At 50.9% G+C, this 16014-nt stretch carries 12 protein-coding genes; 8 read left to right on the top strand and 4 right to left on the bottom strand.

The genetic code is table 11. The features are described 5' to 3' along the window. Positions 1 to 2: 2 nt before the first annotated feature. From hemW to ACQ66Q_RS02265, 6 genes are all read left to right on the top strand, one after another. Complete coding sequence (gene hemW / locus ACQ66Q_RS02290; RefSeq protein ID WP_430455302.1) at positions 3 to 1166, top strand: radical SAM family heme chaperone HemW; 1164 nt, start codon at positions 3 to 5, stop codon at positions 1164 to 1166. 56 nt (positions 1167 to 1222) lie between these two features. Continuing rightward, entirely contained in the window at positions 1223 to 3079 is a 1857-nt protein-coding gene (locus ACQ66Q_RS02285) for a DUF885 domain-containing protein (protein ID WP_430455301.1), read from the top strand. A gap of 140 nt (positions 3080 to 3219) precedes the next feature. Then, on the top strand, positions 3220 to 4188 hold the full coding sequence (locus ACQ66Q_RS02280) for a magnesium transporter CorA family protein (RefSeq protein ID WP_377242084.1): 969 nt from the start codon (positions 3220 to 3222) through the stop codon (positions 4186 to 4188). Between the two features lie 131 nt (positions 4189 to 4319). Continuing rightward, entirely contained in the window at positions 4320 to 5669 is a 1350-nt protein-coding gene (locus ACQ66Q_RS02275; RefSeq protein WP_377242082.1) for a magnesium transporter, read from the top strand. Between the two features lie 93 nt (positions 5670 to 5762). Next, on the top strand, positions 5763 to 6653 hold the full coding sequence (gene rimK / locus ACQ66Q_RS02270) for a 30S ribosomal protein S6--L-glutamate ligase (RefSeq protein ID WP_430455300.1): 891 nt from the start codon (positions 5763 to 5765) through the stop codon (positions 6651 to 6653). Between the two features lie 152 nt (positions 6654 to 6805). Beyond that, positions 6806 to 7798: a succinylglutamate desuccinylase/aspartoacylase family protein gene (locus tag ACQ66Q_RS02265; protein WP_430458526.1), complete on the top strand. Its 993-nt coding sequence runs from the start codon at positions 6806 to 6808 to the stop codon at positions 7796 to 7798. A gap of 19 nt (positions 7799 to 7817) precedes the next feature. On the opposite strand, the gene ACQ66Q_RS02260 is transcribed toward ACQ66Q_RS02265, so the two are convergent. The 4 genes from ACQ66Q_RS02260 to ACQ66Q_RS02245 all read right to left on the bottom strand — a co-directional run bounded on the left by ACQ66Q_RS02260 (position 7818) and on the right by ACQ66Q_RS02245 (position 11624). Further along, a complete protein-coding gene (locus tag ACQ66Q_RS02260) occupies positions 7818 to 8510 on the bottom strand; it encodes a DUF2884 family protein (protein ID WP_430455299.1) in 693 nt (230 codons plus the stop codon). Between the two features lie 187 nt (positions 8511 to 8697). Beyond that, complete coding sequence (locus ACQ66Q_RS02255; protein WP_430455298.1) at positions 8698 to 10377, bottom strand: DUF342 domain-containing protein; 1680 nt, start codon at positions 10375 to 10377, stop codon at positions 8698 to 8700. Between the two features lie 96 nt (positions 10378 to 10473). Next, the gene (locus tag ACQ66Q_RS02250; protein ID WP_377242074.1) at positions 10474 to 10809 is read right to left on the bottom strand and encodes a hypothetical protein; all 336 of its coding nucleotides are present in this window, start codon (positions 10807 to 10809) and stop codon (positions 10474 to 10476) included. Between the two features lie 62 nt (positions 10810 to 10871). Beyond that, on the bottom strand, positions 10872 to 11624 hold the full coding sequence (locus ACQ66Q_RS02245) for a DUF2982 domain-containing protein (protein ID WP_430455297.1): 753 nt from the start codon (positions 11622 to 11624) through the stop codon (positions 10872 to 10874). 199 nt (positions 11625 to 11823) lie between these two features. Between ACQ66Q_RS02245 and ACQ66Q_RS02240 the strand changes: the two genes are divergently transcribed. Then, the gene (locus ACQ66Q_RS02240) at positions 11824 to 12822 is read left to right on the top strand and encodes an efflux RND transporter periplasmic adaptor subunit (RefSeq protein ID WP_430458525.1); all 999 of its coding nucleotides are present in this window, start codon (positions 11824 to 11826) and stop codon (positions 12820 to 12822) included. 3 nt (positions 12823 to 12825) lie between these two features. Then, positions 12826 to 15927, top strand: a complete 3102-nt coding sequence (locus ACQ66Q_RS02235; protein WP_430455296.1) for an efflux RND transporter permease subunit — start codon at positions 12826 to 12828, stop codon at positions 15925 to 15927. Positions 15928 to 16014: the final 87 nt, after the last annotated feature.

The following is a 16014-nucleotide window of genomic DNA, read 5'->3' as shown; positions in this document are numbered from 1 at the left end:
CGGTGTTACAACTGCCCCCGCTGTCGCTGTACATCCATATTCCCTGGTGTGTACAGAAATGCCCATATTGTGACTTTAATTCCCATGCCGTGAAACAAGGCATACCGGAAGCCGAGTATATCGCGCATCTGCTGGCCGATTTAGACCAGGATCTGGCACTGGTCCCCAATCGTGCGCTGCATAGTATTTTTATCGGTGGTGGTACGCCCAGCACGTTTAGCGCGGAAGGCATCGCTGCCATCCTCACAGGTGTGCGCGGCAGAATTGCTTGCGAGCCTAATCTTGAAGTGACGATGGAAGCCAACCCTGGCACCGTCGAAGCCAGCCGCTTTGCCGGTTATGTGGCTGCCGGCGTGACCCGTTTTTCGATTGGTGTACAGAGTTTTCAGGCCGCGCAGTTGCAGGCGCTTGGTCGTATCCATAATCCGGCACAGGCCCGACGTGCCGCCGAACTCGCCACTCAACTGCGCCAGCAAGGCCTGAACAGTTTCAATCTGGATTTAATGCATGGTCTGCCCGGCCAGAACTTAGCGGACGCTTTGGCTGACTTGCAACAAGCCATTGATTTAAACCCGCCGCATTTATCTTGGTATCAGCTGACCATTGAACCCAATACTGCTTTTGCCTCACGACCGCCAGTGCTACCGGAAGATGAAGCGTTGTGGGATATTCAGGAGCAGGGGCATGCGCTGTTGACTGCCGCCGGCTATCAACAATATGAAACGTCGGCCTACAGTAAAACCGGCTATCAATGCGCGCATAATCTGAATTATTGGCGTTTTGGCGATTACCTAGGCATCGGCTGCGGCGCCCATGGCAAGATCACTCGGCCTGGTAACGAAGTGGATGCAGCTGCCACTATTTCCCGTACTGTCAAAATCAAACACCCCAAAGGCTATATGGATTTAAGCCGCGGTTATCTCGACAGCACCACTGTGGTAGAACCCGACGAACTGCCGTTCGAATTTTTTATGAACCGCTTCCGCTTACTGGAACCCTGCCCCAAGGCTGACTTTACCGCATATACCGGGTTGTCTGTCGAAACGGTGGCGCCGGCGCTTGCCCGCGCCGTGCAGTTAGGATTAGTTAGCGACACACCACTGCACTGGCAAATCACGCCGCATGGCGTGCGTTTCCTGAACGAGCTGCTGCAGCTGTTTTTATAACACCAGCGACAAGCTGGTGTTACCCAGCAAAATATCAACAATAACCCGGGGACATCATGACTCTAAAACTCCAACTGCTGACCATTGCAGTCTCAGCGGCCCTACTGGCGGGCTGCAATAAAGCGCCTGAGCAAACAGCGAACCCGACAGCACCGGTTGCGGCGACACAAGCAGCACCGGCAGCAGCACAAACCGAATCCGCCAAAGCCAATGCGTTTTTTGACCAGTATTTCATGGATGCAGCCGCGTTAAGCCCGATGGCATTGACCCAGCTTGGTATCAAACAGGATTACGACAAATGGGACCAATTAACCGACGAGCAAAGTGATAAAGAGCTGGCGCTGACGAAAAAAGCCTTAGCGGACCTTGCGCAGTTTGACGTCGCGAAACTCGATACCCAGACCACACTGAGTTATCAGCTGTTTAAACAGCAACTGGAGCAGGATATCGCCAACGATAAATGGCGTTATTACAACTATCCGGTTAACCAAATGTTTGGCATGCATTCCGGTGTGCCCTCACTGTTGATTAACCAACATCTGATTGACAATGAAGCCGATGCCAAAGCGTATATCGCACGTTTAAACGGCATTCCGCAGCTGTTTAAACAGTTAGAACAGCAACTGAGCAAACGTGCCGAGCTGGGGATTATTCCACCAAAATTTGTGTTTCCACTGGCTATTGCTGCCAGTCAGAACATCATCAAAGGTGCACCATTCAGCGCTGGCGCAGACAGTACTTTACTGGAAGATTTCCGCAATAAAGTCAATAAGCTGACATTGGATGATGCTGCTAAACAATTGCTGATTAAAGAAGCCGAAGTCGCACTGACCAGCAGTGTCAAACCGGCCTATGAAAGCCTGATCGCCTATTTAACTGCTCAGGAAAAACAAGCCGGGACCGATGACGGCGTTTGGCGTTTTAAAGACGGTGAAGCTTTTTACAATATGGCGCTGGAACGCACCACCACGACAAAAATGACCGCTGAAGAAATTCACCAGTTGGGTGTGGCCGAAGTGGCGCGCATTCATGATGAAATGAAAGCCATCATGCAAAAAGTCGGCTTTAAAGGCGATCTGCAGGCGTTTTTTGCCTTTATGCGCGATGATGCCCAGTTCTATTATCCGGATACAGCTGAAGGCAAAGCCGCTTATTTAGCCGAAGCGACGCGTCTGATTGACCATATGAAGTCACAGCTGGACAGCCTGTTTCTGGTCAAGCCCAAAGCAGACCTGATCGTCAAAGCCGTTGAACCATTTCGCGAAGAATCTGCCGGTAAAGCCTTTTACCAGCAGCCATCAATGGATGGCAAAAGACCGGGCACTTACTACGCCAATCTGCATAACATGAAAGATATGCCGAAATATCAAATGGAAGCACTGGCTTACCATGAAGGCATTCCGGGCCACCATATGCAGATTGCCATTGCACAAGAATTAGGTGACATGCCGAAATTCCGTAAGTTTGGCCGTTACACCGCCTATATCGAAGGTTGGGGCCTGTATACCGAATTGCTGCCAAAAGATATTGGCCTGTATCAGGACCCGTACTCAGACTTCGGCCGCTTAGCGATGGAACTGTGGCGTGCCTGTCGACTGGTGGTTGATACCGGTATTCATGCGAAAAAATGGACACGCGAACAGGCTATCCAGTACCTGGCGGACAATACGCCCAACGCACGTACCGAAGCTGAAAACTCCATCGAACGGTATATCGTGATGCCATCCCAGGCCACTGCGTACAAGATTGGTATGATCAAAATTGTTCAGCTGCGTGACAAAGCTAAAACTGCCTTGGGTGACAAATTTGATATCCGCGAATTCCACGATGTAGTGCTGAAAAACGGCGCTGTCCCGCTGGATGTGCTGGAATCACTGGTTGACGCTTATATCAAAGGTAAACAAAGCGTTTAAATTCAACGGTTTTATCCGCTGCTGCTCAGACCCCGGCCTTGTGCCGGGGTTTGTTTTTACTGCAGACCAAACAAAGTTGTACTGGTCCAACGGCGGCGAACTGCTTATGCTGGGGGCAGAACAAGTAAAAAGGATGATGCATGCTAATCTTGCATTTATACAATCCGGAAACCAACGACTGGCAATCCGGTGATCTGAATTTATTACAACTACCGCTGCATGGCGATCAGAAAGCCTGGATCGACATGTCGAGTGCCAGTTATGCCGAGCAACAACAAGTGTTGAATCGGTTTCAAATCCATCCGGTGATTGCCGAAGATTATTTACGCGAACGTCACCCACCAAAACTTGAAGCGTACGATGGTTTTACATTATTGATTTTGCGGGCTTTTGCCGGCGAAAGCTTCCACGAATATCCAGGCCATGCCCAGCTGTCATTGCTGTTTTCCAATCAGGTACTGCTTTATAAATGTCAGCTGCCAGAGGAAGCGGGTCATTACAAAGTCCAGGCATTTGATGTGAACCGACCCGTGACACCGATCAAAGAATGGGTCAAAAGCTACATTCACACCGTGTCAGCCAGCTACCTAGAAAAATTGATCAATTTTGAAGATGAACTGGGCGAATTTGAAGACGCGATGCTCTCGCACGGTGACGACCATAAGATGAGCCGGATCATGCGATTCAGGTCCGTATTCCGCAAACTTGATCGCAACCTCGCTTACCAGAAAGACATGTTTGCCGACTTGCTGACACCGGATGATGGCGGCGCTGGCGTGATGTCTCAGTTTGAACCGGTCGAACTCAGAGATTTTTATGAAAAGTTCGAGCGATTACATTCCATGACTCAGATGTATTACGACCAACTTGGCGATCTGGTCAGCAGTTACATGTCGACTTCTTCTCATCAAATTAACGAACGGATGAAAGTGCTGACAATGATTTCTGCGGTGTTTATTCCGCTCACTTTTATTGTCGGTGTCTATGGGATGAACTTCGATCATATGCCGGAATTGCATATGCCACTTGGATATTACTGGACTTTGGCGGGTATGGCCGTCGTGGCGCTCGGCATGTTACTTGGTTTTAAGATCAAACGTTGGTGGTAAAATATACAGATAGTCGCGACCACCTCGAAAAATGCTGTTGAATTGACTATAAAAATGTTACTCAGCTGCGGTATCATCCGCAGCAAATTACTACCCAAGGACAACACCGTCCTGCCGACAGGGCCCGGATTATGGCTGAAAACCAGCTGCTGGATATCGAAGAGATAGTCCGCGACAGTTTTGACGAGCAGGAATCTGAGCTGCTTGGGGAAAAACTCAGTCAGCTGGAACCGGAAGAAATTGCAGTGGCACTCGAAGCGATGCCACTGGAGCAACGTCTCAGCACCTGGCTGGCGCTGCACCCGGACGAACAGGTCCATGCCTTGGGCTACATGCGGGAAGACGCCCGCGAAAATATCTTTAAACAACTCCCCGATGCTGCGCTGACTGAATTAGTTGCGCGGATGGACGTTGATGATCTGATTGAGCTGCTGGACGAATTACCGGACGCAGTGTATCAAGCCGCTTGCTCTAAGCTCGACGCCAGCGAAAAACTATGGCTGGCAACAGCCCTCGCCTATACCGATGAACAATGTGGCCGCTACGCCGACCATGACGTACTCACTATCCGCAATAACGCCAAGGTGCGCGATGCAGTGCGCATGTTCAAAAAACTCAATGAAGATGCCGAGTATCAGGACTCCCTGATGGTGGTCGACCGCACCGGCCGTTATGTTGGCCAGCTGCATGGCACCCGGTTATTGGGGGCACCATCGCATTTACCGGTCGTTGAATATATCGATGAAGAAGCGCCCGTCGTTGAAGGTGAAATGGATCTCGACACTGGTTCCGATATTGTCGCGCGCTCCGGTTACAGCGCGTTGGCGGTAGTTGATGATGAGAGTAAGTTACTCGGCCGGATCTCGATTGGCGAAGCGCTGGAAAACGTCAGACGCAGCCTCGAAGGTCAGTTTATGCATACCGCAGGCCTCGATGAAAATGAAGACTTATTCGCGCCAGTGATTGCCAGCGCCAAAAGCCGCGCGGTCTGGCTTGGTATCAATTTACTGACCGCTTTCCTCGCGGCCTGGACCATTGGCTTATTTGAAGCCACGCTACAACAGCAAGTGGCCCTGGCGGTGTTAATGCCGATAGTTGCCAGTATGGGCGGTATTGCCGGTAGTCAGACCTTAACGCTGATTATCCGCGGTCTGGCATTAGGCCAAATTACGCCGCAAACCTATTGGACATTGATGCGTAAAGAACTCGGTGTAGGTCTTATCAACGGTGTACTTTGGGCGGTGGTGATTTGCGGCGTCACCTATTTATGGTTTGGGGACTGGATCATTGGTATCGTTATTGCCCTCGCCATTGTCATCAATATTTTTGTCGCCGCCTTCTCTGGGGTCGTGATCCCGGTTTGGTTGGAAAAGGCCCGGATTGATCCGGCATTATCCGGATCCGTGATCCTGACGACAGTGACCGATGTCATTGGTTTTTTTGTCTTCCTGGGCCTTGGTTCTTTGTTGTTGCTGCCATAGATCTGCAAAAAGGCAGGCAACTTTCCCGCTTTTAAAAAAATCCGTCTAGAATCAGGCAATTCCTGATCAGTCTTTGCGAGTGCCGGAGTCCGCATGAAAATTGCTGTGTTATCCCGAAATGCCGAGTTGTATTCCACCCGCCGTCTGGTCGACACTGCGGTGGCACGCGGTCATCAGGTCGAAGTCATAGACCCTACTTTGTGCTATATGAACATCAACCACAATGCGTTATCCATCCACTATCGTGGCGCCGCATTGGAAGGCATTGATGCCGTGATCCCTCGCATTGGCGCATCCATCACGTTTTACGGCAATGCCGTGCTGCGCCAATTTGAAATGATGGGCGTTTATTGCCTGAATACCGCTGATGCGATCAGCCGGGCCCGCGACAAACTGAATTCAATGCAACTGATGGCGCGTGAAGGTATTGGTTTACCAGTCACTGGTTTTGCTGATAAGCCCGGTGACATTCCGGACCTGATTGAAATGGTCGGCGGAGCCCCGCTGGTGATTAAACTGCTCGAAGGAACCCAAGGCATTGGTGTGGTGCTGGCCGAGACCCGCACTGCAGCAGAAAGCGTGATTGAGGCTTTTATGGGCCTCAACGCCAATATTCTGGTGCAGCAATACATCAGTGAAGCCAAAGGCGCAGATATCCGCTGCTTTGTCGTTGGCAATAAAGTTATCGCGGCAATGAAACGCCAGGCCAAAGCTGGCGAATTTCGCTCTAACCTGCATCGCGGCGGCACTGCAACTGCGGTAAAACTCAGCAGTGCGGAGCGAAAAACTGCACTGCAGGCGGCAAAATGTATGGGTCTTGCTGTCGCTGGCGTCGACATCCTGCAATCCAAAGAAGGCCCTGTGGTAATGGAAGTGAATAGTTCACCGGGCCTCGAAGGCATCGAAGCGGCCACAACTGTTGACGTAGCCGGTGCGATTCTGGATTATCTGGAAAGCCAATACCAAAAACATCAGGATCGTTGATGAGTGCACCTGCTGATCTGCCGGATATCGCACCAGAGCTGGGAGCGACCCTAAGCGCTGAACCATCGCCGGAACAGGAATCGCCCTCGCCAGTGACACCGGTACAGGCTGACTTTGTCCTTGGCAACAGCCAGATCGCCCCAGGCCAGCGGATGGTCGTTGACATCCCGTTTGGCAAACTTTATACCCACACCGAGCTCAATATCGGAGCGCATGTCATTCATGGTAAACGACCGGGCCCGGTTTTATTAATTACCGCGGCTTTGCATGGTGACGAAATTAATGGCGTGGAGATCTGCCGCCGTTTGTTGCGCCTGCCGCGGCTGAATAATATTAAAGGCACTTTGATTGTCGTGCCGATCGTCAATACCTATGGATTTGTCCAACAAAGCCGTTACCTGCCCGATCGGCGGGATTTAAACCGCAGCTTTCCGGGTAGCGAAAAAGGTTCGCTTGGCAGCAGGATGGCCTGGCAATTTACCGACCGAATTTTAAAAAAATCGACGCACGTCATTGATTTACACACAGGCGCCATTCACCGCAGTAACTATCCGCAAGTACGCGCTACGTCAAAAGACAAAGTTTCGCTGCGAATGGCTGAGAGTTTTAATGCGCCCATCATCATTAAAGCCGCCAGCCGTGATGGCACGATGCGAGGTACAGCCAATGGGATGGGCATTCCGATTATTTTGTATGAAGCCGGCGAAGCGTTGCGGTTTGACGAACAGGCGATCAACATCGGTGTGCGCGGTATCGTCAATGTGATGCACAGTCTGGGTATGCTGAGAACGCTAAAACGTCAGCAGAAAACCGGCTCGTTGTTTTCGAAGAAAAGTAGTTGGATCCGCGCGGAACATGACGGTATTGCCCGTTATTATCAAGGTTTAGGCCAGATCGTTAACGCCGGCGATACGCTGGCACATATCTATTCACCATACTCTGATTTTGAAGTGGCGGTGCTTGCGCCTTTTAGTGGCATCATTATCGGCCGCAACAACTTACCCCTGGTCAACGAGGGGGAAGCGCTATTTCATATCGCTGAAGTCAGCGAATTGGCTGAAGCAGAAAAGACGCTGGATGCCATTAGTGATGAAGTGGATAACGCGATGCCGGCGTCCCTGGGTGGCGATTATGGGGTGGTTTAAACCACCCGCTGCTGCTTAGCTATTTAGCGATCACAACATCATATGCCGCAAGGCCCGGCACCCGCTGTTGCAGCTCGGTTTCGATTAGATCCAGTTCAACCAGGCGGTTACAGAACAAAGCTGATTTTGCTTCCAGTTCTTCCGCTTTGGCATCCAGACCTAAGTTGATTTTATCTACCAGCTGCTCGACTGGTTGCCAGTCACGGCTGTCATTCAGTTCAAAGTTGTCATCGGTCTGCTGCAATGCATCACGCAGCGCCTGCCAAACGGCGCCTACCGTGTTTTTCGCCAGAGTATTCAGATTTTCTTTCAGTTCACCGTGCAAAAAAGCATCCATTTCGTTCAGGCTTTGCGGCGCCAGATAAAAGTGCTCACCACTGCGCACAAACCGCGACATGATCTGATACGTGGTTTCCCGTACCAGTGCCTGCCACTCTTCCTGCTGAGCTTTGTTGCCAACGCCAACGAGCATACTCTCGATCGCCTGCAAACCAAGCTCCATACTATCTACCGCGATACCAACCACTTGAGGCACAAATTTGCGCATGCCGTGGCTATATTTTTGCAACACGCGAATATCTTCAGCTGATAACTGCTGCAGTTCGCCTTGGATAAACAACTGTTGGTCATTATTAATTTGGTATTGGGTGCGGTCGGCCGTCTGAACGCGGATTTGGTCGGGGGAAATCAGGATACCGTGGCGAAATGCCATCTTGCATTCGCTGGCCTGTGTCCAGAGTGGCAGAAACATCAGGCTTGTTATGCATAACCGCTTTAAATTCACTTCAGATCACAATTCAGCCGGGGTATCAATATATTCACAGCATATCATACCCAGCTGGATCAGGGCGTTTGTCTGGGCAGTGAAGGTCGCAGCCTGCCGGCTATTGGTCGGTTTTTCAGCTGACCCAGGGCTCAATACTCAACCGGGCATCCACTTGATGGATTTTACTGGGACCATATTCCCGCTTCACCGGTAATATCTCGGTACCCAGTTTAAACTCGATACCGGCGAACATCTGTTGCTTCACCAGCACCAGGACTTCAGTCATCTTACTGATGCGATCAACTTCCAGCTGCTTTACATCTTCAATCAGCGCCAAAGCGATGGCTTTTTGCGCTTCAAAATCATCCACCAGATATTTCATCTGCTCCAGAGCGGCTTCCGATCTTTCCTGTTGCTTCATTTGTTCCAGGCTTTGACGGATTTGCTCCATCTCGTGTTTGACCATTGCGATGTTCTGCTTCAACGCCTGCTGCTTTTCCAATACCGGGTCAATACGACGGTTCAGATTAATCTGTAACGCGCTTTCGGAAGGAGCGCCCAGAATACCAGCCTTCAGGCCAAAATCGAGATAAAACCGGCCGCCAACAATTTTGCCATTGAGCTTGTCTTCAGTACCTGAGATCACGCTGCGCGCGTTCACATCACAATGATTAATTTGCTTCGTCGCTTGAAAATCACCATTGCATTCAATTCGGGCATATTGCGCTAATGTACATTGGATATTGCCTGCAGCACGAACGACGGTACTGAAATTTTCCAGACTATTGTCCTGTGCAGAAAACTGATGACCAATAATGGCTCCGCCGATATGCACATCCCCGCCAGATTCAATGAGTGAACCTTCGGCCATGCCTTTGATAAAAATATTGCCACCGGCAATCACTTTCATACTTTCTGTCACATCACCGTTAATAATGACTGAACCTTTAAACTGGACGTGGCCGGTCGACAAATCTACTTTTTGTACCGCATATACTTCATCTACTGCCGCGCCGGCTTCCATCACCCGTGGCATACCATCGCGATTGGCTATCAGCATATCTGGATCCGTTGGGCTGACTTCAGTACCCTCTCCCGGCTGCCATTCGACCTGCTGCCCGGGAGAAGCCAGTGTGATATCACCACGAACCGAAACACCGTCTATGCCTTTTGTGGGTGGCCGGCGCATGATCACCGGGTCTCCGCTACGCACGGAAGGGATCACACCAAAATCCCTTAAGTCGACTTTTGACTCGTTGACCTGAAGCGGTCTATTAGGACGCACAGTCAGGCCTTCCACTAAGGCTTCAAAACTGGCGTTTTGTCCCGGCTGCATCACCCGGCCAACTGCAATAATCTGCTGGAGTTTACTGCCAGGCTCAGCCCGGCTAGCGGTGCCAACCAGCTGTACAATTGCATCCTTTTGAAAACCAAAACTAACGCCTGCTTCCTGCGCCGCTTTCACCAGATCATTTGCCGAAACTGGTGCGCCGCCCCAGGCTGCAACAATTTCCGCGACGGCTGACATCGAATCTGCTGCTATTTGAATCGCCAATACAGCGTTTCGGCGCTCAGCGATTTTTCGCCGGACCACGACACCTTCTTTGAGCTTGTTTAGTTTGATATCGTTTTGCAGTGCCAGATAATCAGCCAATAACTGGTTGATTTGTTCGGTGAGGATAAAACAACGCGCATAACCTGCTTCTTGCAAAGCGTCGCGTATAGCCTGCCCGGTCAGATCATCTAATCCGACGGCGACCTGGACTTCGATGAAGTCTGCATCTTTGCTGAATTGCATTGCGACTTTATTCACGACAACATCACATGAAATAGACTAACTGTGATGTTACTGAAACAAAAAACGGACCTGAAAGCAAGCGATTGTGCATTCAGGTCCTGAGACATGCGTTTAGATATAATTTTCCTGGTGAACACGGATAAATAAATCAGTACCAATTTTGGTGTAGTCGATTTTATATTCTTTGTTGTTCAGCGCCTGCACAAACAATAAAGTTTTGCTTTCACCAAACACATCTGAACTACCGATATCGACCAGTTCCATATAACGTTCTTTTGCTTCCACCCGATTCGCCGGCACTTCTTCTTCAAATTTTTTCACGCCGGTGCGGGACACGATGACGACTGGGTCGGAGTCACCGTTAATAATCACTAAATCGAGTTTTTTCTGTTTGTGGATGATGGTATTGCGGCCACTGACCAGAAAAGGTCTTTCATATGTACTCATCTGTGCATTCACCAAATCTGCAAGGAAGTTTTTTGCATTATGAACCAGCGGTTGGGGTGTGTCTAGCCGTTGTTTTCCTGAGTAAAATTCAACCGTTGCCGATTGATAAAAAGGCAAAATTCACTGACGCTGCAGTTGGCCAGATCGGCAGGGATCAACAAGTCAGCCTGCACAAACTGACGCAGATGCACCATGCGCTGAGCAAACATCGCCTGCACGCCTTTATACAACCGCGTTTTACTGCGAAAGGCAGTCACGTCAGTCAGGTAGTCGCTGGCACAGCGCCCATCCGGACAACCGCTACCGGCGGCCGCTATCAACAGACCCCGTTGCTCTATCAATAACCGCACGGCCAAGCGCAATGATATGGTCGTTAAGATTTGATCGTAGTCCAGCACACGCACGCCGATCCAAGCCATTTCACGGCCCTGCAGCGTCACTTGCTGTACCTGCCCCAACGAACTCCAGGGGATTAGCCAACTGCCGCGCGGGTGGAAATACCGCAGGCCCTCGGTCGTTGTCTCTGCAAGCAATACCGGTGCTCTGAGCTTCATGATGCCGACATAAGCCGCGACCAGAGTCAACAAGAACCAAAGTACCCAGCCTTGAGCCGCCATTAAATCAGCGCGCACTGCCAGCAATAAAATACCGGCCAATAACATTGCTGAAGCCGTCAGAAATAACGTGGCGCCACCTTTTGCCGAAGCGGCGTAAAACTGGCGACTGGTCATAGCGATTGCAGATACCAGTACATTAACAGGCTCATCAGGATGGTCCAGACCAGGTAAAACCGAAACATCCTGCAACGTTCGCATTTTTTATCCACCATTTATTCTCCTGAATATTTCCCACTGATACGACCAATCGACCACCTACTGCGATAACGCCGACATCTAATACAGAACAGATTCCCTACAATACATCAGTTTTTGATGAAATATATGGACCGGAGTTCTGACATTGATTAACCATTCACGCCTGATTTGGATCATTTTTTTATTGCTGGCTGGCTTTATGTTGTATTTATTCTTTCAAACAACAACGCCGCAAGACCAAAACCGACGGGTTGAAAGCAAAATTTATGTCAGCACCAGCAAAGTTCAAAGCGCTGTTTTGACCCGAAAAGTTGACGCTTTGGGTACTGCGTTGGCCTATGATTCTGCCCGAATTGTCAATGCCAGCAGTGATTATCTGATTGAACTGAATATAGAGGAAGGCCAGCCGGTTAAAAAAGGTGATTTGATTGCTCGCTTTAACGACACCGAAGAACGTGCCCGTATTGCCGAACTGAAGGCACTAATGACTGAACAAAATCGTCAGTTAGCCCGGCTGAAAAACTTAACCCGTACTCAGGCCAGCGCACAGTCATTGCTGGACGAACAACAGGCCAAAGTGAATGCCACCCGCGCGCAGCTCGACGCACTTGAAGCCCGCCTCAGTGAACTGGTGATCCACGCGCCGTTTGACGGTGTGCTGGGGTTACGTCAGGTCAGTAATGGCGCCTACCTCGCAACAGGGACTGAGCTGACCACATTGGATGACATCAGTACAATCCGCGTTGAATTTAATATTGCCGAACGTTATCTGGCCGCGCTGCAAAATGACATGGTCATCTCCGCCGACAACATCGCCTATCCAGGTTTTACTTTTCAGGGCAAAGTTAAAGCAATTGACCCACGGATTGATCCGGTGACCCGCTCGGTGAAAGTCCACGCCGTGATCGACAATGCCGATCTGAAACTGCGCCCGGGCATGTTACTGAATGTGCATGTTGAACTGGCCAAAGCGGAAGTGGTGCAAATTGCTGAAAAAGCCGTGATGCCGCTGCAAAGCAAACATTATGTCTTTGTGGTGGAGGCGGAAGATAAAGTCCGTCAGGTTGAAATCATTCCCGGCCAGCGTTTACCCGGACTGGTTGAAGTCATCTCAGGCCTCAAAGCCGGTGATGAAATTGTCACTGAAGGCAGCCAGAAGCTGCGTACCGGCGTGGTGATCACGCGGTCGGAGCCATAAGCCATGTTGCTGTCTGATCTATCTGTTAAACGTCCGGTTTTCGCGACCGTCATTAACCTGGTGCTGGTGATCTTCGGCATCGTCTGTTTCAGTATGCTGCCGCTGCGTGAATATCCGGATATTGATTCGCCGGTGGTCACTATCAGCACAGATTATCCCGGTGCCTCAGCCGAAATTGTTGAATCGAAAATTACTCAGCCGCTGGAAGATTTGATCAGTGGCGTCGAAGGCATCATCAATATCAGTTCCAGCAGCCGTGTCGGCCGCTCGAACGTCATTATCGAGTTTAATGTTAACCGGGACATCGACGCCGCCGCCAACGATGTGCGCGAGCGCGTGTCACGGATGATGGAACGCTTGCCGGATCAGGCCAGACCGCCACAAGTGGTTAAAGCCAATGGTGACGATGACACCATCGCCTGGTTTTTGCTTAACAGCGACACCATGACCAACCTCGAACTCACCGATTACGCTAACCGCTATATCGTCGAACGGTTTTCTGTGGTCGATGGCGTGGCCCGGCTGCAAATCGGTGGCGAGCGCAAATACGCGATGCGCATCTGGCTGAATAAAGACGCGATGGCGTCACGTAATGTCACAGTCGCCGATATTGAAAACGTGCTGCGCAATGAAAACGTCGAATTACCGGCCGGCAATGTCAAGTCCGCCGACCGTGACTTTATCGTCCGGGTGATCCGCACCTATAAAACTCAGGATGATTATCGCCGCCTGGTAGTGAAAAAAGGCGACAACAACTATTTAGTTCGGCTTGGTGAAATTGCTGATGTGACACTGGCTTCAGAAAATGAAGAAAGTGAATTCAGAAGCGACGGCAAGAACGTGCTCGGCATCGGTATTATTAAGCAGTCCAAAGCCAATACGCTGGATGTGGTGCGCAACGTCCGCGCCGAGGTCGACCGAATTGCCGCCAGTCTGCCACAAGGCACCACGATAGTGCCGGGTTATGATTCGTCATTGTTTATTGCCGAATCTATCCATGAAGTCTATGTCACGCTGGGTATTGCGATGGTACTGGTGGTGCTGGTGATTTTTGCCTTTTTAGGCAGCGTCCGCGCGACCTTTATTCCCGCTATTACCGTCCCCGTTGCCCTGATTGCGGCAGTGACGGTGCTGTATGCGCTCGATTTTTCCATTAACCTGCTGACGTTATTGGCGATGGTGCTGGCGATTGGTCTGGTGGTCGACGATTCGATTGTCGTGCTGGAAAATATCTACCGGCGAATTGAACAAGGCCAGCCGCCCCTGCAAGCGGCCTATCATGGCAGCCGCGAAGTCGGTTTTGCGGTGGTCGCAACCACATTGGTGCTGATCGCGGTGTTTGTCCCGCTGGTCTTTATGCAAGGAGATTTGGGCAAGCTATTTACTGAATTTGCGCTGGCGGTTGCTGCTGCAGTGGCATTCTCAGCGATTGCCGCACTGACGCTTTCACCAATGCTATGCAGCAAGATGCTCAAAGTACAAAAGGAGAAACGAGGCTTTAGCCTGTTTATCCACCATGCAATGGAAAAAGTCGAAGCCGCTTATCTGCGTCAGCTGCAAGTCGTCACGCGCGTACGCTGGCCGAGCTGGTTGGTACTCGGCAGCTGTGTGGTGATTAGTGTGTTGCTGCTGAAATTGTTGCCATCCGAGTTGTCGCCGCAGGAAGACCGCGGAACATTTTTTGTCATGATGAGCCCGGCTGAAGGTGCCAGTTACCAGTCCAACCAACAGAATATGCGACTTATTGAAGATATTCTGCTGCCGTACTACGAAAAAGGTGAATTGAACCGTTTGCTGATCCGTGTACCTGGTTTTGGTAACAGCGGCGGCATGGCGATTGTTGGTAGTGAAAACTGGCATAACGGCCAGCGCCGCACACCGGAACTGATGCAGGAGATAGGTCAGAAGCTCAATAACCTGACCGACGTGCGCGCCTTTACCAATATGCGCAGCGGCCTGACCGCCGGACGTGGCGGCGGTGGTGGTGGCCGGCCGGTGCAGTTTGTTATTCAGGGCAATACCTATGAAGAGCTCGCGAAGTGGCGCGATATTGTGCTGGCCAAAGCGCGGGAAAATCCCAATCTGCAGATGCTCGACCATGATTACAAAGAAACAGTGCCGCAAATTTTGGTAGAAATTAACACCGAACGAGCCGCAGACCTGGGCATCTCGGTTGGCGTGGTCGGCCGCGCGCTCGAAGCAATGCTTGGCGGCCGCCGTGTCACCACCTTTCTTGACCGTGGTAAAGAATACGACCTTATTCTGGAAGGCGCCGATTCCGATTTCAGCGACCCAACCAGCATCACCGGGGTTTATGTGCGTTCCACCGGTTCAAACCAGCTGATCCCGCTGGACAATCTGGTGACGTTAAAAGAAGAAGCGACGTCATCGACACTGAATCGCTATAACCGGATGCGCGCTATCACTATCATGGCCAATCTGGCGCCTGGATATAGCCTCGGTGAAGCACTGGAATACCTCGAAGGTGTGGTGCGGACAGAAATCAAAGACGTCGGCGGCATTGACTATAAAGGCGAATCACTGATGTTTAAAAACAGCGGTGAATCAACCATCCTGATTTTTGCCCTGGCGCTTATCATCACTTATCTGGTGATGGCTGCGCAGTTTGAGAGTTTTATTCATCCGTTTGTCATTATGCTGACAGTGCCGCTGGGCATGGCCGGTGCGCTCGGCGGTCTGTATTTAGCTGATATGACGTTGAATATCTATAGCCAAATCGGGCTGGTGATGATCATCGGGCTGGTGGCGAAAAACGGTATTCTGATAGTTGAGTTTGCCAACCAGCTGCGGGATGCCGGTGTCGAATTCACTGCGGCCATTCATCAGGCTGCAGTCCAGCGTCTGCGACCTATCACGATGACGGCCTTTACCACCGTGATGAGCAGTATTCCGCTGATTATCACGTCTGGCCCGGGTTCGGAAAGCCGGATGGTGATTGGGATGGTAATTTGCGCCGGGGTTGGTTTTGCCACACTGCTGACCATCTATATAGTGCCGGTCGCTTATGTCGCGCTGGCTCGTAACACCGGTTCACCACAGGATATCGCCAAAGCGCTGGACGCGCTGGACACACCTAAAGACTGATCCTGTGCATTGCCCTGCACCGCCGCACGCACGGCGGGCTGGGCCTTGCGTTGAATATTTGTTACTATCAGCGCATTATTTTTCCGG

The sequence above is a fragment of the Rheinheimera sp. genome (assembly GCF_965283995.1).
Classification (GTDB): Bacteria; Pseudomonadota; Gammaproteobacteria; order Enterobacterales; family Alteromonadaceae; genus Pararheinheimera.
This window is presented reverse-complemented; position numbering and strand designations above follow the sequence as displayed.